17 protein-coding genes and 1 pseudogene are annotated in these 13,111 nt (G+C 62.4%); 9 read left to right on the forward strand and 9 right to left on the reverse strand.

Annotation, left to right across the window (positions count from 1 at the left end; genetic code table 11):
* The first annotated feature begins 19 nt into the window (after positions 1–19).
* Entirely contained in the window at positions 20–1,261 is a 1,242-nt protein-coding gene (fabV, locus tag LN139_RS12555; protein WP_329610945.1) for an enoyl-ACP reductase FabV, read from the forward strand.
* A gap of 66 nt (positions 1,262–1,327) precedes the next feature.
* On the opposite strand, the gene LN139_RS12560 is transcribed toward fabV, so the two are convergent.
* Complete coding sequence (locus LN139_RS12560; protein WP_236353907.1) at positions 1,328–1,777, reverse strand: PACE efflux transporter; 450 nt, start codon at positions 1,775–1,777, stop codon at positions 1,328–1,330.
* Between the two features lie 96 nt (positions 1,778–1,873).
* Here LN139_RS12560 and LN139_RS12565 point away from each other — a divergent pair, with 96 nt between their 5' ends.
* Complete coding sequence (locus LN139_RS12565; protein ID WP_236353909.1) at positions 1,874–2,782, forward strand: LysR family transcriptional regulator; 909 nt, start codon at positions 1,874–1,876, stop codon at positions 2,780–2,782.
* Here the strand turns inward: LN139_RS12565 and LN139_RS12570 are convergent.
* Positions 2,753–3,478 (reverse strand): hypothetical protein, encoded by a 726-nt coding sequence (locus LN139_RS12570; protein ID WP_236353911.1) that lies wholly within the window; start codon positions 3,476–3,478, stop codon positions 2,753–2,755. The genes LN139_RS12565 and LN139_RS12570 overlap by 30 nt on opposite strands.
* A gap of 101 nt (positions 3,479–3,579) precedes the next feature.
* The gene (locus tag LN139_RS24870) at positions 3,580–3,708 is read right to left on the reverse strand and encodes a PA1414 family protein (protein ID WP_268944732.1); all 129 of its coding nucleotides are present in this window, start codon (positions 3,706–3,708) and stop codon (positions 3,580–3,582) included.
* Positions 3,709–4,046: 338 nt separating this feature from the next.
* Here LN139_RS24870 and hemN point away from each other — a divergent pair.
* The 3 genes and pseudogenes from hemN (at position 4,047) to LN139_RS12585 (ending at position 6,836) form a co-directional block, all read left to right on the forward strand.
* Positions 4,047–5,428: pseudogene (gene hemN / locus LN139_RS12575) on the forward strand (oxygen-independent coproporphyrinogen III oxidase).
* A gap of 86 nt (positions 5,429–5,514) precedes the next feature.
* Positions 5,515–6,246: a fumarate/nitrate reduction transcriptional regulator Fnr gene (gene fnr / locus LN139_RS12580; RefSeq protein ID WP_236353919.1), complete on the forward strand. Its 732-nt coding sequence runs from the start codon at positions 5,515–5,517 to the stop codon at positions 6,244–6,246.
* A gap of 41 nt (positions 6,247–6,287) precedes the next feature.
* The gene (locus tag LN139_RS12585; protein ID WP_236353920.1) at positions 6,288–6,836 is read left to right on the forward strand and encodes an adenine phosphoribosyltransferase; all 549 of its coding nucleotides are present in this window, start codon (positions 6,288–6,290) and stop codon (positions 6,834–6,836) included.
* Here LN139_RS12585 and LN139_RS12590 read toward each other — a convergent pair whose 3' ends face one another.
* Entirely contained in the window at positions 6,837–7,193 is a 357-nt protein-coding gene (locus tag LN139_RS12590; RefSeq protein WP_236353926.1) for a hypothetical protein, read from the reverse strand.
* Positions 7,190–8,014: a tRNA 2-thiocytidine(32) synthetase TtcA gene (gene ttcA / locus LN139_RS12595; RefSeq protein ID WP_236353930.1), complete on the reverse strand. Its 825-nt coding sequence runs from the start codon at positions 8,012–8,014 to the stop codon at positions 7,190–7,192. Before ttcA ends, LN139_RS12590 begins: the two co-directional genes overlap by 4 nt.
* A gap of 148 nt (positions 8,015–8,162) precedes the next feature.
* Here ttcA and LN139_RS12600 point away from each other — a divergent pair, with 148 nt between their 5' ends.
* Entirely contained in the window at positions 8,163–8,657 is a 495-nt protein-coding gene (locus LN139_RS12600) for a SprT family zinc-dependent metalloprotease (RefSeq protein WP_236353937.1), read from the forward strand.
* Positions 8,658–8,671: 14 nt separating this feature from the next.
* Here the strand turns inward: LN139_RS12600 and LN139_RS12605 are convergent, their stop codons facing one another.
* Both LN139_RS12605 and LN139_RS12610 read right to left on the reverse strand, forming a co-directional pair.
* Entirely contained in the window at positions 8,672–9,370 is a 699-nt protein-coding gene (locus LN139_RS12605) for an SRPBCC family protein (protein ID WP_236353942.1), read from the reverse strand.
* An 81-nt stretch (positions 9,371–9,451) separates the two neighbouring features.
* Positions 9,452–10,225 (reverse strand): ABC transporter ATP-binding protein, encoded by a 774-nt coding sequence (locus LN139_RS12610; RefSeq protein WP_236353953.1) that lies wholly within the window; start codon positions 10,223–10,225, stop codon positions 9,452–9,454.
* A 226-nt stretch (positions 10,226–10,451) separates the two neighbouring features.
* Between LN139_RS12610 and LN139_RS12615 the strand changes: the two genes are divergently transcribed.
* The 3 genes from LN139_RS12615 (at position 10,452) to LN139_RS12625 (ending at position 12,147) form a co-directional block, all read left to right on the forward strand.
* The gene (locus LN139_RS12615) at positions 10,452–10,673 is read left to right on the forward strand and encodes a CbtB domain-containing protein (RefSeq protein ID WP_236353954.1); all 222 of its coding nucleotides are present in this window, start codon (positions 10,452–10,454) and stop codon (positions 10,671–10,673) included.
* 15 nt (positions 10,674–10,688) lie between these two features.
* The gene (locus tag LN139_RS12620) at positions 10,689–11,411 is read left to right on the forward strand and encodes a CbtA family protein (protein ID WP_268944733.1); all 723 of its coding nucleotides are present in this window, start codon (positions 10,689–10,691) and stop codon (positions 11,409–11,411) included.
* A gap of 70 nt (positions 11,412–11,481) precedes the next feature.
* Entirely contained in the window at positions 11,482–12,147 is a 666-nt protein-coding gene (locus LN139_RS12625; protein WP_236353955.1) for an RHS repeat-associated core domain-containing protein, read from the forward strand.
* A gap of 67 nt (positions 12,148–12,214) precedes the next feature.
* Here the strand turns inward: LN139_RS12625 and LN139_RS12630 are convergent, their stop codons facing one another.
* Both LN139_RS12630 and LN139_RS12635 read right to left on the reverse strand, forming a co-directional pair.
* Entirely contained in the window at positions 12,215–12,607 is a 393-nt protein-coding gene (locus LN139_RS12630) for a DUF2802 domain-containing protein (protein ID WP_236353957.1), read from the reverse strand.
* A gap of 1 nt (position 12,608) precedes the next feature.
* Complete coding sequence (locus LN139_RS12635) at positions 12,609–13,088, reverse strand: chemotaxis protein CheW (RefSeq protein ID WP_097084943.1); 480 nt, start codon at positions 13,086–13,088, stop codon at positions 12,609–12,611.
* Between the last annotated feature and the right edge of the window lie 23 nt (positions 13,089–13,111).

Consider the following 13,111-nt stretch of genomic DNA (forward strand, 5'->3'; position numbering starts at 1 on the left):
TGAAGGGTTAGCCATTAAGATGCCGCATGCGTTTTCGCTGACGAGGAAATACAAGTTGATCATCCATCCCAAGGTTCGCGGTTTCATTTGCACCACCACCCATCCCACTGGCTGCGAGCGCAATGTGCTCGAGCAGATCGAAGCCACCCGCGCCCAGGGCGTACGCACCGATGGCCCCAAGAAGGTCCTGGTGATCGGCGCTTCCAGTGGCTATGGCCTGGCGGCGCGTGTGACCGCAGCCTTCGGTTTCAAGGCCGACACCCTGGGTGTGTTCTTCGAAAAGCCCGGCACCGAGAGCAAAGCCGGCACCGCGGGCTGGTACAACTCCGCTGCCTTCGACAAATTCGCCAAGGCCGATGGCCTGTACAGCAAGTCGATCAACGGTGATGCGTTCTCCGACGAGGCGCGGGCCAAGGTCATCGAGCTGATCAAGAACGAAATGGGCGGCCAGGTCGACCTGGTGATCTACTCGCTCGCCTCCCCGGTGCGCAAGCTGCCAGGCTCGGGTGAAGTCAAGCGCTCGGTGCTCAAGCCGATCGGCCAGACCTACACCTCCACCGCCATCGACACCAACAAGGACACCATCGTCCAGGCGTCGATCGAGCCGGCCAACGAGCAGGAAATCGAAGACACCATCACCGTGATGGGCGGCCAGGACTGGCAGCTGTGGGTCGACGCGCTGAGCACTGCCGGCGTGCTGGCTCAGGGCGCTCGTACCGTTGCCTTCAGCTATATCGGCACCGAAATCACCTGGCCGATCTACTGGCATGGCGCACTGGGCAAGGCCAAGGCCGACCTGGACACCACCGCCCAGCGCCTGAACACCCAGTTGCAGGGCCAGGGCGGTGGCGCAGCCGTTGCCGTGCTCAAATCGGTAGTCACCCAGGCCAGCGCGGCCATTCCGGTGATGCCGCTGTACATCTCGATGGTCTACAAGGTGATGAAGGAGCACAAGCTCCACGAAGGCACCATCGACCAGCTCAACCGCCTGTTCCGCGACCGCCTGTACCGTGAAGACGGCGTGGCCGGCGAACAGGACAGCGAAGGCCGCCTGCGCCTGGATGACTGGGAACTGCGCGATGACGTGCAAGGCGCCTGCAAGGCCCTGTGGCCGCAAGTCACCTCCGACAACCTGTTCGAACTGACCGACTATGCCGGCTACAAGTACGAGTTCCTGAAGCTGTTCGGCTTCGAGCGCAAGGATGTCGACTACGACGCGGATGTGGCTACCGACGTGAAGTTCGACTGCATCGAGCTGTGAAGAAATGGGGGAGCGCAATTGCGCTCCCCCACACGTTACCGCCCTCGAGAATGGCTCATGCTGCCTTCAACCAGAGGCTTTCAGCTCGCTGCTGCTATCGGGCTGCGCCGACAGCGGCAGGCCGAATATCGCGTCGAACGCCCAGTTGAACACGTAGGTGTACACGAGAAAGAAGACCAGCAAGCCAAGATCCAGCACGAACGCCTCCCACCAGCTGATCCCGAGCCAAGCCGCGAACAGCGGCACCAGAATCACCACCAGCCCGCCCTCGAACCCCACCGCATGGATAACACGCCGCCACACCGTGCGAGTGCGATCACGCCGGCGCTTCTCCCACGCCTCGAATGCTCCGTTCCAGGCCAGGTTCCAGAGGATCGCCACGACCGACGCCCCTACTGCCGCGCCACCTGCATGCCCCGCATCATGTCCCAGCAGCGAGAGCACGAATGAATTGAAGGCGATGGCGATACCTTCATAAAGCGTGACATAGACGATCCTACGCTTGACGCCTTGCATGAGACTGATCCCTTCCTGAATGGCTTGGCGGGGATACTGCTATGCATCCGCTGAATGATAAAGTCAGGTTCTTTCAGAAAAACTGACAGGCCGGCCATGGCACTCAACAGTGAAACCCTTAGATTGATACTCGCAGTGATTGACCACGGGTCGTTCTCCGCTGCCGCTCGCGCCCTGAATCGTGTGCCCTCGGCCGTGAGCATGATGATCGGGCAACTGGAGGCTGAACTTGATCTGCCATTGTTCGAGCGCAGTGGCCGCGAGGCCCGCCCCACCCCTGCTGCACGGGCGCTGGAGGTGCAGGCCCGGCAAATCACCCATCAACTGGCGCAGCTCAACGCCCACGCCTTGCAACTGCACCAGGGGCTCGAAAGCAGGCTCACACTGGCGGTCGCCCCCGAGCTGCTGTCAGCGGCCTGGAGTGCGCCATTGGCCGAGCTGGCTCAGGCTTACCCGAACCTTGAGGTGGAAATTCGCAGCGCGCCGCAGGCCGACGCGCTGGCCATGCTGCATGCAGGGCAGGCGCAACTGGCCATTGTGTTCGAACGGCCGACGATGGATGAACGCGAAGACTTCGACGAGTTGGCTAGTGAAACCCTGGTTGCGGTGATTTCCCCTGCCCATTCGATCCTGAAGCAGTGCAACGGCCGCCTGTGCGCCGATGACCTGGCCTTGCTGCGGCAGATCCTGGTCGCAAGCCACAGCGCCGACAGCGCAGCGCCTCGGGTGCTGCTGTCACGCCAGTACTGGCTGACCGACAGCCACCTGGCGACATTGAGCCTCGTGCAGGCCGGGTTGGGCTGGGCTTATCTGCCACAGAGCCTGGTACGCCCGCTGGTGGCCAGTGGTGCGTTGGAAGTGATCTGCTTCGAGCACATGAGCAATCAGCTCAGGCTGTGGGTAGATGTGGTGTGGTCACGCGAGCGGCCACTGGGGCTGGGAGCGCAGCGCTATCTGGAGCTGTTGCGTCAAAGCTCACTGCACTGGCAGGAAATTGAGAAATAGCAGGCTTTGCGCGTAGTTCAGGCCGATGCGCCGGTAACGCTCATCGAGCAGCTGCGCAAGCAGGTCGAGCCGAGCAACGATTTTGCCGAACTCGGTGGCAAAACTCAGGTTGCTGCCCTCTTCGGAAATTTCGTTGGAAAACAGCAGCGGCTGGCCGTTCCTGCCTTGGCGCTGGCTGAGCATCCAGGTGGCTTTCTCGATGTTGCGGGCGGCGTTGTTGACGAATTTGGGGTCGATCACATCGGTCATGTAGAACACCGTGCGATGCCCATGGGCGGTCACGATCATGCTGCCGATGGCATAAATGAAAGCACCGACGCGATCACCCAGAAACTCCGGACCCAGCGCGTAATTCAAGGCGGCCAGGTCGCGGCGCTGGCCGAGCTGAGGCATGGGCTGCTGCTGTTCGATAGCGTTGCGTACCTGCCGGGATGCGGTAATCACATCCAGGTAACCCGACTTCTTCAGCTCCAGCGGATTGCGCAGATAGAGCTTGCGCATCAGCAGGAAGAGGCTTTCCATGTTGTCGCGCATGGCGAGGGTGGCCATGCGGTCTACGCTGGTCTGGAAAAACTCCTGAGGACGGGTTTCACCGAACTGACGAGTGATGTCGCGGCCCTGCTGTCGGGTGCACCCCACAACGGCCAAGGGCGCCAGGGCGAGGCTGGAAAGCAGGGTTCGACGGGTAATCGGCATCAACGGTCGCTTGAAGGGCCGCCAGCCCAATTGCTGGCAGTTCGCCAATCATCGACCGCAGGTGATGCCGAAAGTGCCCGACGAGCGGTGGCCGTGGCTTGTCAGCGCCGAGGGCGGCGACCGTTGCGCTCATTGTCGGCCGGGATCGGCACCGGTTGCAGCGGTGGTGGAATCAGGCCCAGCGCGCGGGCGAGGTCTTGAAGCCAGTTGAACAGGTTGGTGCTCTTCATATTTGCCCCCTTGGGGTCGACTACGCGGCAGCAAACGCGGCTGCTACACCCGGATCATAGCGCCGCCTCACGGGAAACACATCCCTTGTGATGCGGCGGTTCAGCGCACATTCAATCAAGCTGCAGCCCGGCACGACCAGCGGCAGCCCACGCCCAGCCTGGGCTTGCGGCAAATTGCCGCCTCGGTTGCTGAAACATCCAGCAATAAGGCTATCGGCCGGTACGCCTGTCGCTTGAGCGGTCGGAGGCCCAATCGAAAATTGATCCAGATCAAAGGTGGCCCGAGGGCCGCGCTCTAAACTGCCGCCATTCCCGCCCCCGTGCCTTCAGGTACCGCCATGTTCGATACCCCCAGTTGGGCCCCCGAGCTGATCCGCCGCTACGATCAGGCCGGCCCGCGTTACACCTCCTACCCTACCGCCCTGCAGTTCAACCCGGGGGTCGGCACGTTCGACCTGCTGCACGCCCTGCGCGAGAGCCGCCGTGCAGAGCGGCCGCTGTCGTTGTACGTTCACCTGCCGTTCTGCCCGCACATCTGCTACTACTGCGCGTGCAACAAGGTCATCACCAAAGACCGCAGCCGCTCAGCGCCCTACTTGCAGCGCCTGGAGCAGGAAATCCGGCTGATCGCCTGCCACCTCTCCCCCGACCAGCGCGTGGAGCAACTGCACCTGGGTGGCGGCACGCCAACCTTCCTCAACCACAGCGAACTGCGCCAGTTGATGGGCACACTGCGCGAGCATTTCAACCTGCTCGATGACGGCAGCGGCGACTACAGCATCGAGATCGACCCTCGCGAAGCCGACTGGTCGACCATGGGCCTGCTGCGCGAGCTGGGTTTCAACCGCATCAGCCTGGGCGTGCAGGACCTCGACCCCGACGTGCAACGGGCAGTCAATCGCCTGCAAACACTCGATGAGACGCTGGCGATCATCGAAGCGGCGCGTACCCTGCAATACCGCTCGATCAACCTCGACCTGATCTACGGCCTGCCGCGGCAAACACCGGAAACCTTCGCCCGCACCCTCAACGAGGTGCTGGCGCTGCAACCCGATCGCCTGTCGGTGTTCAACTACGCGCACTTGCCTGACCGGTTTGCGCCGCAGCGGCGCATCAACACCGCCGAATTGCCCAGCCCTGCACAAAAGCTGCGCATGCTGGAGGAAACCGTCGAGCGGCTCACTGCCGCAGGCTACCGCTACATCGGCATGGACCATTTCGCCATGCCCGACGACGAGCTGGCGATCGCTCAGGAAGAGCACACCTTGCAGCGCAATTTCCAGGGCTACACCACCCACGGCCACTGCGACCTGATCGGCCTGGGCGTTTCGGCCATCAGCCAGGTGGGCGAACTGTTGTGCCAGAACGACAGCGACCTCAACGGTTACCAGGCGAGCCTGGCCGGCCTGCAACTGGCCACCCGCCGCGGCTATGTGTGCGATGAAGACGATCGCCTGCGCCGGGCGGTGATACAGCAGTTGATCTGCCACTTCGCGCTGGATTTCGCCGACATCGAACGGCGCTTTGCGGTGGACTTCCCCGCTACTTCGCCAATGCCTGGCCGCAGCTGCAGCGCATGGCCAGTGACGGCCTGCTGGCGCTGGATGCCCGGGGGATTCGTATCCTGCCCGCTGGGCGCCTGCTGGTGCGGGCTGTGTGCATGCTGTTCGACGCCTATCTGGGCGAGCAGGCCATGCCCCGGTATTCGCGCGTGATCTGATAGCTATGCTTAAACCCGATGGGCAGCGGACCGTCCATCGATTACCCTTCCCATTCGTATGTGTATTGAAAACAAAGGAACTTGTCATGTCCGAACCTCTCAAGCGCAGCCAGCACCAGGCACACTGCAAGGATTGCAGCCTGGCGCCACTGTGTTTGCCGCTTTCGCTGAACCTTGAGGACATGGACGCTCTCGACGACATCGTAAAACGCGGCCGCCCGCTGAAAAAAGGCGAATTCCTGTTCCGCCAGGGTGATCGTTTCGGCTCGGTCTATGCGGTGCGCTCAGGCGCCCTCAAGACTTTCAGCCTGAGCGACGCAGGCCAGGAACAGATCACCGGCTTTCACCTGCCCAGCGAGCTGGTGGGCCTGTCAGGCATGGACACCGAGGCCTATCCGGTCTCGGCGCAGGCGCAGGAAACCACTTCGGTCTGCGAAATCCCCTTCGAACACCTCGACGAGTTGGCGGTGCAACTGCCGCAACTGCGCCGGCAACTGATGCGCGTGATGAGCCGGGAGATCCGTGACGACCAGCAGATGATGCTGCTGCTGTCGAAAAAAACCGCCGACGAGCGCATCGCCACTTTTCTGGTGAACCTGTCGGCGCGCTTCAGGGCGCGGGGCTTTTCGGCCAATCAGTTCCGCCTGAGCATGTCGCGCAACGAGATCGGCAATTACCTGGGCCTGGCGGTCGAAACCGTGTCCCGGGTGTTCACCCGCTTTCAGCAAGGCGGGCTGATCGAGGCAGTCGGCAAGGAGGTGCGCATCCTCGACCCGATCGAGCTGTGTGCATTGGCCGGCGGCGCGATGCAGGGCTGACGGTTATACTGGCTGGCCAAACGCTAGCCTGAGATGCACCCATGCCTTTTGACGCCGATTCCTGCAAAGCCCTGATCCGCCCGGTGGAGGACTTCCCGAAGCCGGGCGTGGTGTTTCGCGACATCACCCCGCTGTTTCAATCCCCCCGCGCCATGCGCAGCGTGATCGATGCCTTCGTCGAGCGTTATGTCGAAAGCCCGATCACCCATGTCGGCGTAATGGACGCGCGGGGCTTTTTGATCGGCTCTGTAGTGGCCCACGAGCTGAACCTGCCGCTTATTCTGTTCCGCAAACAGGGCAAGCTGCCGGCCGATGTGCTCAGCGAGGGCTACCAGACCGAATACGGCGAGGCCTTTCTGGAGGTGCACAGCGACAGCCTGTGCGAAGGCGACTCACTGGTGCTGTTCGATGACCTGATCGCTACCGGCGGCACCCTGCTGGCTGCCACCAACCTGGCCCGGCGCATGGGCGCTCACGTTCAGGAAGCGGCGGCAATCATCGACCTGCCGGAACTCGGCGGCGCCGACCGGCTGCGCCAGGCCGGTGTGCCGGTGTTCGCGCTCACCGCCTTCGGCCTTACCGAACGCTGATCAACCGCGGCAGTAGCCCTCTTCGCCCGGTTTGACCACCAGGCGATCATGCTTGCCGGCCAGCCATTTCATGCCGGTACCATCACCGTCCGTGGCACGCAGCACCTGCTCGCCATCCGGGCGGCTGAAGCCGATGCCGCCTGCCCGGGCTACGCCGTCGAAGGTACCGCGGTCGTCGAGGGTGTATTGCATGCTCAGGCGGTAGTGGCCCGGTTGCGCGCCGTCAGGGCGGGTGATTTCCAGGGCCAGGCCCTCGGGCCCGACCCAACGGCCAACCCAGGCATCGGTGGTCGAGGTGTCCACGCTCGGTTTGCACGCGGCCAGCGCCACGCACATCAGCCATGCATACTTTTTCACAGGTTCATCAACTCCACGAAACGCGGCGCTGCGCTGGTGTCGATGCGCAGGTCGGCGAAATTGAACAGGTCGCGGTCGGCCAGTTGCGAAGGCACCACGTTCTGGAGGCCACGGAAGATGTTCTCTGTGCGGCCAGGGTGCTTGCGCTCCCACTCCACGAGCATGTCCTTGACCACCTGGCGCTGCAGGTTCTCCTGCGAGCCGCACAGGTTGCACGGGATGATCGGGAACCCCTTGAGGTCGGAATAGGCCTGAATGTCTTTCTCGGCGCAGTAGGCCAGCGGGCGGATCACCACGTTGCGGCCGTCGTCGGCCAGCAGTTTTGGCGGCATGGCCTTGAGCGAACCGTTGAAGAACATGTTGAGGAAGAAGGTCTCGACGATGTCGTCGCGGTGATGCCCCAACGCCATTTTGGTCGCACCGATCTGATCGGCGTAGGTGTAGAGTGTGCCGCGGCGCAGGCGCGAGCACAGCGAGCAGGTGGTCTTGCCCTCGGGAATCAGCTCCTTGACCACCGAGTAGGTGTCCTTCTCGATCACGTGATAGGCCACACCCAGCTGTTCGAGGTACGCCGGCAGCACGTGCTCGGGAAAGCCGGGCTGCTTCTGGTCCATGTTCACCGCCACGATCTCGAAGCGGATCGGGGCCACCTTCTGCAGGTGCAGCAGCACGTCGAGCATCGTGTAGCTGTCCTTGCCGCCGGAGAGGCGCACCATCACCTTGTCGCCGTCCTCGATCATGTTAAAGTCGGCGATGGCTTCGCCGGCCAGGCGGCGCAGGCGTTTCTGGAGTTTGTTCTGGTTGACCGAAAGGGTGCCCATGGCGTGTAAAAGACCCGCAAGCGTGACATGAAGCGGCGCATTCTACCTGCATCGGCTTCAGCCCGCAGCATGCGCAGCACCGCGAGGACCGGCGGCGCAGCGGTGCGCTCGGCGAACGGGCATAATGGCGGCCTACGGAGCCCGAATCATGTCTGATCCCCTTTTCGAACGGGTCGAGCATTGCTTTACCCAGGCCGAAGCCTTTTTCAAGCGCCCCTTCCGCCGCCCGGTTGTCAGCCTTGCACTGCGAGGGCAAAAAGCGGGTGTGGCACACCTTCACGAGAACAAGCTGCGCTTCAACGCTCAGCTGTACCGGGAAAACAGCGAAGACTTTTTGCGCCAGACCGTTGCCCATGAGGTCGCGCACCTGGTAGCCCACCAGCTGTTCGGTGAACGCATCGCGCCGCATGGCGCGGAATGGCAGCTGATCATGCGTGGGGTTTACGAGCTGCCACCGCAGCGCTGCCACAGCTACGAGATCAAGCGCCGCCAGGTGATGCGTTACATCTACCGCTGCCCATGCGAAGGCAGCGATTTTGCCTTCACCGCCCAACGCCATGCGATGGTCCGGCAGGGCCGGCGCTATCTGTGCCGTACGTGCCGGCAAGTGCTGGTGTTCAGCGGCGAGACTCGGCACGAATAAAGGGTAGCGCCTGCCTACTGGCTGACAGGGTGTACGAAGAGAAAATCGTGCGCATCGGCGTCTTCGAGCCTGGCCTCACCGGTTTCCAGGCGTTGGCGAATGTGTTGCAGCAGTTGCAGCAGCGCCTGATCAGCGAACCGCCCCAGCCGCTGGCCGAGCGCCTGCCCGGCCGGCCCGCTCAGGCCCTGGGCGCTGAGCAGCACCTTGATCTGGGTGCCATGGCGCACGGGAGTGAAGCGTGCGCTGATGTCCATCGGCCATGGGCTGGCCGCTGGCGTGCGCCAGTTCAACACGTGGCCCGGTTCGGGCTCGTATTGCTCCACACGCCAGTGCAAGGTGCGCTCGCCGGGCCCGCGCACAGCCCACCGATAAGTCGCCGGGCCGACTTCCTCGATGGTGTCCACCCACGACAACAATTCACCGATATTGGCCGGGTTGCGGCAAAAACCGATCACCTCTTCCAGAGGTTTGTTCAGGGTGATGCTCCGTGCCACCACCGGGCTTGCCAGCACCTCCCTGACTGGCGATTCGCCGCTTCGGTAACCATGCCAGCCTGCCCAGGCGCCGGCCGCCGCTTGCAACAGCCCACTGGCGCCGCCCTGGCGCAGGCCATGGCCAACCAATGCAGCGCTAGCCGCCAGCCATAACCAGCGTTTGGGAGGCGGCTGGGGATGCAGGCGTTTGACGGGGGTCAGGCGAGGCTGGTGGTGCATCGGAGATTCCTCTTGTCCAGGTATCCTTTTGTGAACCGCCAAGCGCCCGAAAATTTCACTGCCAAACCGGTTTTTTGCCCTTCAGGCATGCCAGCAGCGATACCAGCCACCTTGCTCGGTGATACGCAGCGGTGTGTGGTAAAGCCTGGAAAGGTTCTCGCTGGTAATCACTTCGGCCTTGGGACCGTCGGCGACCAGCTTGCCTTGCGCAATCAGCACCACTCGGTCGATCTCCGGGATGATCTCGTCGATATGGTGGGTGGTGACGATCATGCCCCTGCCCTGCCCGCAGAATTTACGCATCAACGCCAGCATGCCCAGGCTTGCGCCCATGTCCAGGCCGTTGGCCGGCTCATCGAGGATCAACGCGCGCGGTTCGTGCACCAGCGCACGGGCCAGCAGCAGGCGGCGCTTCTGCCCGGTGGAGAGCCGCTGGAACATGCGTTCGGCGTAATCGGCCATTTCGACAACCTCGAGCATCGCATGAGCCTTGGCGATCTGCTCCGAAGTGGGCTGCAAGTGCCCGTGCGCGCCGATCGCGCCGAAGAAGCCTGACAGCACCACCTCAAGCCCAGTGGTGTAAGGCGTGTAGTCTTCCTGCAAATCCTGCGACACGAACCCGAGCTTGGCGCGCAGGGCCCAGAGATTCACCGTTTCATCACCGAACAGCTTCAAGTGGCTGCCGTCGCGTACCACCGGGTAGATCTCACGGGTCACCAGCTTGAGCAGCGTGCTCTTGCCCGCGCCATTGGGCCCCAGAATCGCCACTCGCTCCTGCTCGCCGATGTGCAGGGAGAAGCCATCGAACACCTGATGCTGTTGCTGGAATGCGGTGACGTTCTTGAATTCGATCATGAAAAGCGCGCCTGGCAGGGTCTGAGCCGCCCAGTGTCGGGCAGCCACGGCTTGCTCGCAACCACTTACACCTTGGAGCTTGCCGGCCAACGTTGTATCGTGCAGGCGCTGTACAGGAAGCCGGTGAAACCCCGGCGCGGTCGCGCCACTGTAATCGCCCAGCGAGAGCCAGACCCTGTGCTGCCTACCTTCCACTCACGGGACGCGTTTCTCCCAGGAGCTACCTATGCCGATTCAAGCCGCTTTTTCCCCGGCGCGCGACGACCTGTCGCTGCCTGCCCTCCCCCTCAGCCAGATTTTGCCCTGGGCCGTGTTCGCTGGCCTGCTGCTGATGCTGGCGCTGTACTTCGTCGGTGCCGAGCAAGGCGCCACGGCGATTTTCTCCGGTACTGCAGTGCATGAGTTCGTGCACGATGGCCGCCACCTGCTGGGCTTTCCCTGCCACTGACCGGAGCATCACCACATGATGGGTAATCTGTTGCTGCGCGGGCTGATCGCAGGCCTGCTCGCAGGCCTGTTGGCATTCGCCTTTGCCAAGGTGTTCGGTGAGCCGCAAGTGGAGCGAGCGATTGCGTTCGAAGCCAGCGCCGGGCATGAGCACAGCCATGGCGATGCCGGCGCGGAAGAAGAAGAGGAAGTGTTCAGCCGTGATGTACAAGCGGGCGCGGGGTTGTTCACGGGGGTGATGGTCTACAGCCTGTCGATGGGCGGGCTGTTCGCCCTGGTATTCGCCTATGCCATGGGCCGGCTGCGCGCCTTTGGCCTGGGCCCGCGCGGGCTGGCGCTGCTGCTGGCGGTGCTGGCGTTCGTGGCCGTCTACCTGGTGCCTGGGCTCAAGTACCCGGCCAACCCGCCAGCGGTGGGCGACCCGGACACCATCGGGGCGCGCACGCGATTGTTCTTTCTGATGATCCTGGTGTCGGTTGCAGCGATGGTACTGGCGGTCAATACAGCGCGGGCTTTTTTTCCGCGCTGGGGCGGTTGGAATGCCTCACTGGCAGCCGTGGCGTTGTACGGCGTGGTCGTGATGGTTGCGGCCGCGCTATTTCCATCGGTGAACGAAGTACCGGAACATTTTTCGGCGAATCTGCTGTGGCAGTTCCGAAGTGTCGCGATGGGGATTCAGGTACTGCTGTGGGGTACGACTGCGCTGGTGTTTGGTTGGCTGATGCAGCGTCATAGCTGATAACTCTTACAGTTACCTCGGCTCTTCAACTGTATTTAAATGCAGGTCATCGCATCGCTTGGTGACCCTCATGAACAGCGTTAGTGCAACTCATCGTTCACCTGCCAATCGGACTCTCAGCCGGTTACTACTGGGCTGCGACACAGCTGGCAGCGTGCTTGCCTCCAACGGCGGCCGAAGCCGGCTGACTCCTTTCGGCTTCGGTTGTGCTCCTGCCAATTCACATTGTGCCTTGCATGGCCAATGGCTTGAAAACCCTGAGCAAGCCTATCTGCTGGGTCAGGGTTATCGGCGCTACTTGCCAGGCCTCATGCTTTGGAGCCGCTCGGATTCAGACAGTCCGTTTGGCGTCGGCGGGCTCAACAGTTACAGATATTGCAAGCAGGATCCGGTCAATTACCGGGATCTTGATGGGCATAGTGGCTTTTTTGCCCTGGCTTTTCTGATTGCGGGGGCAGTCCTCGCGGGCATTGGGGCCATTCAGAAGGCCACTGGGAAGGAGAGCCAAGGGTTGTTCATAGCGGCAGGCATTGTCGGATCCATTGGGCTCGTCGGAGGCTTCTTCAGTTTGCTCGGCCAGGCTGGAAGGAGGGGCGGTCGATACCTCCCTACGCCACAGAGACCGCGCGTTGAGCGTCAGATTCCAATAGATGACCTGAGGTTCAGTGCCCCGGAGCAGAACCTGCGGAACAGCGACATAAGGGCCGCAGCGCAGAACCGTAGACCGACGGGCTGAATGGGTAGCTAACGCTCCCGAACCGATCTTTGAACGACGAAGTAAACGAGCCGTTGCCAAGGAGAGATCAATGGCCGTGCAACTTCCTCATCAACTCCGCCTCAGCCTGTGTCAACCCACAGGCCTGAGTCAGCTCGTCAACACTGGCCCCCATGTTCACCAACTTGGCGGCCTGGGCAAACGAGAGCGTCTCAGGATCGCGCTGCTCCAGCTGCAGCAGCTTGTCCGGAATCGGCGACACCACCGCGCGCAGTTCGTGAATGGCTTCACCCATGCGCACGGTGCCGTTCTGATAATCGTCCAGGCGCTTGTGCAGGTCGCGGATGCGCTGGTCGCGCAAGGCGTCACCGGCGGCCTGTTCGGCCGCCAGGCGCTGCTGGCCCCGGGTGTATTGCAGGAACAGCGCGATCGTGCCAACCCAGAGGACGGCCAGCACGACCACCGCAGCTTCGAAAACCACGTTAGAGGTTCTCCAGGTCCGACCACTCTTCTTCGCTCATCATCTTGTCGAGCTCGACCAGGATCAGCAGCTCGCCGTTCTTGTTGCACACACCCTGAATGAACTTGGCCGATTCTTCGTTACCCACGTTCGGCGCGGTTTCGACTTCCGACTGGCGCAGGTAGACCACTTCGGCAACGCTGTCGACCAGGATGCCGACAACCTGCTTATCGGCCTCGATGATCACGATGCGGGTGTTGTCGGTCACATCCGACGAGGCCAGGCCAAAGCGCTGGCGGGTGTCGATCACCGTGACCACGTTACCGCGCAGGTTGATGATGCCCAGCACGTAGGCGGGTGCCCCCGGTACCGGTGCGATCTCGGTGTAGCGCAGCACTTCCTGCACCTGCATCACGTTGATGCCATAGGTTTCGTTATCCAGGCGGAAGGTGACCCATTGCAGGATCGGATCTTCGGAACCCTGAGCGGACGACTTCTTCATAACCCTTAACCCCTCGCTGCCTG

Origin of the sequence: Pseudomonas sp. KNUC1026 (genome assembly GCF_021650705.1) — a bacterium.
In the GTDB taxonomy this organism is placed as follows: domain Bacteria; phylum Pseudomonadota; class Gammaproteobacteria; order Pseudomonadales; family Pseudomonadaceae; genus Aquipseudomonas.

Excerpts from the sequence above, each read along its gene's own strand:
- fabV (WP_329610945.1), top strand. The coding sequence starts at position 20 with ATGCCGCATGCGTTTTCGCTGACGAGGAAATACAAGTTGATCATCCAT.
- LN139_RS12560 (WP_236353907.1), bottom strand. The coding sequence starts at position 1,777 with ATGCAAGGCGTCAAGCGTAGGATCGTCTATGTCACGCTTTATGAAGGT.
- LN139_RS12565 (WP_236353909.1), top strand. The coding sequence starts at position 1,874 with ATGGCACTCAACAGTGAAACCCTTAGATTGATACTCGCAGTGATTGAC.
- LN139_RS12570 (WP_236353911.1), bottom strand. The coding sequence starts at position 3,478 with ATGCCGATTACCCGTCGAACCCTGCTTTCCAGCCTCGCCCTGGCGCCC.
- LN139_RS24870 (WP_268944732.1), bottom strand. The coding sequence starts at position 3,708 with ATGAAGAGCACCAACCTGTTCAACTGGCTTCAAGACCTCGCCCGCGCG.
- fnr (WP_236353919.1), top strand. The coding sequence starts at position 5,515 with ATGTCCGAACCTCTCAAGCGCAGCCAGCACCAGGCACACTGCAAGGAT.
- LN139_RS12585 (WP_236353920.1), top strand. The coding sequence starts at position 6,288 with ATGCCTTTTGACGCCGATTCCTGCAAAGCCCTGATCCGCCCGGTGGAG.
- ttcA (WP_236353930.1), bottom strand. The coding sequence starts at position 8,014 with ATGGGCACCCTTTCGGTCAACCAGAACAAACTCCAGAAACGCCTGCGC.
- LN139_RS12600 (WP_236353937.1), top strand. The coding sequence starts at position 8,163 with ATGTCTGATCCCCTTTTCGAACGGGTCGAGCATTGCTTTACCCAGGCC.
- LN139_RS12605 (WP_236353942.1), bottom strand. The coding sequence starts at position 9,370 with ATGCACCACCAGCCTCGCCTGACCCCCGTCAAACGCCTGCATCCCCAG.
- LN139_RS12610 (WP_236353953.1), bottom strand. The coding sequence starts at position 10,225 with ATGATCGAATTCAAGAACGTCACCGCATTCCAGCAACAGCATCAGGTG.
- LN139_RS12615 (WP_236353954.1), top strand. The coding sequence starts at position 10,452 with ATGCCGATTCAAGCCGCTTTTTCCCCGGCGCGCGACGACCTGTCGCTG.
- LN139_RS12620 (WP_268944733.1), top strand. The coding sequence starts at position 10,689 with ATGATGGGTAATCTGTTGCTGCGCGGGCTGATCGCAGGCCTGCTCGCA.
- LN139_RS12625 (WP_236353955.1), top strand. The coding sequence starts at position 11,482 with ATGAACAGCGTTAGTGCAACTCATCGTTCACCTGCCAATCGGACTCTC.
- LN139_RS12635 (WP_097084943.1), bottom strand. The coding sequence starts at position 13,088 with ATGAAGAAGTCGTCCGCTCAGGGTTCCGAAGATCCGATCCTGCAATGG.